Source organism: Desulfolutivibrio sp., from assembly GCF_036584575.1.
Lineage (GTDB): Bacteria > Desulfobacterota > Desulfovibrionia > Desulfovibrionales > Desulfovibrionaceae > Desulfolutivibrio.
Window position 1 is genome coordinate 1 of sequence record NZ_JAZHDB010000193.1, and the last position, 2,580, is coordinate 2,580.

Sequence of the window (2,580 nt, forward strand, 5' to 3'; positions counted from 1 at the left end):
CACCCCGACCTCGGTGGCGATGGGCCGCACGGTGGTCAGGTCGCGGTTGTCGATGCGTGTTCCCGTGGACCGGATGCGCTCGCGCATGATGGATTTCTCCATCTTGTCCATGATGTCCTTGGCCTGTCCCTTGAACTCGGGATGCTCGGGATACGCGGCGGCGATGGCTTCCAGGACCGCCGTCTTGACCTTCTTGCGGGCCTCGCGGCGTTCCATCTTGTCGGTGATGGAGAGGGCGGCGGTCATGTCGGCCGTGGCCAGTTCCGTGACCTTGGCGTCGATTTCCGGGTTGATCTGGGGCGGCGTGAATTCGATCTTGGGCACGCCCACCTTGTTCCGCAGTTCCTCCTGGAGGTCGAGCAGGGGGAGGATCTGCTTATGCCCCCATTCCAGGGCGTCGGCGATGAGATCCTCGGTCACGAACCTGCCGCCGCCTTCGACCATGACCACGGCGTCGCGACTGGCCGCGAAAACCATGTTCAGGGTGCTTGGGCCGTTTAAGGCCGCATAGGAGGGGTTTAAGACGAACTGGCCGTCCACGTAGCCCACCCGGGCCCCGGCGATGGGTCCCAGGAAGGGGATCTTGGAGATGTGCAGGGCCGTGGAGGCCCCGGTCAGGGCCAGGATGTCCGGATCGGTGAAGGGATCGGCGGACAGGACCGTGGCGATGATCTGGACCTCGTCCCGGAAGCCCTTGGGGAAAAGCGGACGGCAGGGCCGGTCGATCGAACGGCAGACCAGCACCTCGCGCTCGGAGGGGCGGCCGATCTCGCGGCGGAAATAGCCGCCAGGGATGCGCCCGGAGGCGTAGGACATCTCCTGGTAATCCACGACCAGGGGGAAAAATCCCTTGTCCATTTCCAGGGTCTGGGTACAGGCCGTGACCAGCACCACGTTGTCGCCATTTTGAATCCAGATGGCGCCGTCGGCCTGGTTGGCCAAGCGTCCGGTTTCAATGATGATGGTGCTGTCGCCGACAGTGGCTTGCAGGCGGGTAGCCGGTGTTCCAAATGCCATAGGGTGTGTTCCTCGTTTTCGGGTCGGGGCGATTCCCGATGCAAAACCCGATGTTGGGGTGTGCCCCCCCAAAAAACTCCGTCAGGCGCGGCGGCCATCGGGACCGGATGGCGGTCCCGCCGCCCGGCGCGCATGGTGAATTTTCGGGGAGGCGGGGGCCGCCCCGCGCGATGCCGATTTCCGGCAACGCGCGCGATGACCCCCGGCCGGTGCTACTTGCGCAGCCCAAGTCTCGCGATGAGATCGCGATAGCGCTGAATGTCCTTGCTTTTTAGGTACTTGAGAAGCTTGCGACGCTGTCCGACAAGTTTCAAAAGGCCCGTGCGGGAATGGAAATCCTTGGCATGGACCTTGAAATGGTTTGTCAGATAGTTGATGCGCGTGGTCAAAAGCGCCACCTGCACCTCAGGGGAGCCGGTGTCGCCCTCATGCTTCTTGTACTCATCGATGACCTTGGATTTTTCCTCGACGGTCATGACCACAGCGATATCCTCCGTTTGTCGTGTTTTTCGCCTCGCGCGACCCGTCCGTTTCACACCGGGCGGATGCCCGGGAAAAAGCGGAAGCGGGAAGGCCGGACGTTTGCGTCAGCCGAGGCCGCGCAAAATCGCCCACCGCATCGCGCCATCCGTCGCCACCGCCTCGGCGGCGGCCAGGGGTTCGCCAGCGGGACCCAGGAGCAGGGCCAACTCGCCCGGGGCCGCGCCTGCGGCGTCAAGCCGCATGCCCCGGGCCACCTTGGCCGCATCCTCCGCCCCGAAACGCACCCGTGGCCAATCCGCAAGCGCCGCCTCAAGGGGCAAAACCCTCTCGGGCAGACGCGCGGGCTCGGCCAGCACCTCGGCCAGGCTATGGGCCTCGCCGAGGGAAAACGGACGGCTGTACTCCCGGACAAGGGTGGTCATCACTGCGCCGCACTCAAGTCGCTGCCCCAGGCTGTGGACCAGGGAACGGACGTAGGCGCCGGATGAAACCCGTATCCGGAATTGAACCGACGGCAGATCCATGGAAACGACCTGCGCATCGGAAATGTCGACCTCTTTGGTCTTGACCGGGGTCATCATGCCCCGTCTGGCCAGTTCATACAAGGGTTTTCCCTGGTGCTTGGCCGCAGAATAGGCCGGAACCTCCTGCATCTGGCGGCCGCAAGCGGCAGCGATCTCGCGCAGCACGTCCCCTTCGGTCACCGATTGCCAGGAAAATTCGCCGGTCACGGTCCCCTGGATGTCGTAGGTGTCCGTGGTCAGCCCCAGGCGCATGCCCGCCAGATAGACCTTGTCGTCGTGCAAAAAGGTGGCGACCTTGGTGGCGCGCCCCAGAAGCACCACCAAAACGCCCTGGGCCAGGGGATCGAGGGTTCCGGCGTGGCCGATCTTTTTTTGCCCCAGGCGATACTTGATGTCGTTCAAGCACGCCGTGGAGGTCGGCCCCGAGGGCTTGTCGAGAACCAGCACGCCATGCTGCTGGGCCGGTTTTTCATCCCTGGCCATGTGCCCTCCACACGCCGGGGAGTCGGGGCTGCCGCCCCGAACCCCGCCCGGGGGAAATCATTTCCCCCGGACC

At 64.4% G+C, this 2,580-nt stretch carries 2 protein-coding genes and 1 pseudogene; all 3 read right to left on the bottom strand.

The window, feature by feature from the left end; all coding sequences use genetic code 11:
• Nucleotides 1-1,017, bottom strand: a pseudogene (locus V3572_RS13780) (polyribonucleotide nucleotidyltransferase); the annotation flags it as partial.
• Nucleotides 1,018-1,229: 212 nt separating this feature from the next.
• Complete coding sequence (rpsO, locus tag V3572_RS13785) at nucleotides 1,230-1,499, bottom strand: 30S ribosomal protein S15 (RefSeq protein ID WP_332111591.1); 270 nt, start codon at nucleotides 1,497-1,499, stop codon at nucleotides 1,230-1,232.
• A 105-nt stretch (nucleotides 1,500-1,604) separates the two neighbouring features.
• On the bottom strand, nucleotides 1,605-2,507 hold the full coding sequence (gene truB / locus V3572_RS13790) for a tRNA pseudouridine(55) synthase TruB (RefSeq protein ID WP_332111592.1): 903 nt from the start codon (nucleotides 2,505-2,507) through the stop codon (nucleotides 1,605-1,607).
• Between the last annotated feature and the right edge of the window lie 73 nt (nucleotides 2,508-2,580).

Excerpts from the sequence above, each read along its gene's own strand:
- truB (WP_332111592.1), bottom strand. The coding sequence starts at position 2,507 with ATGGCCAGGGATGAAAAACCGGCCCAGCAGCATGGCGTGCTGGTTCTC.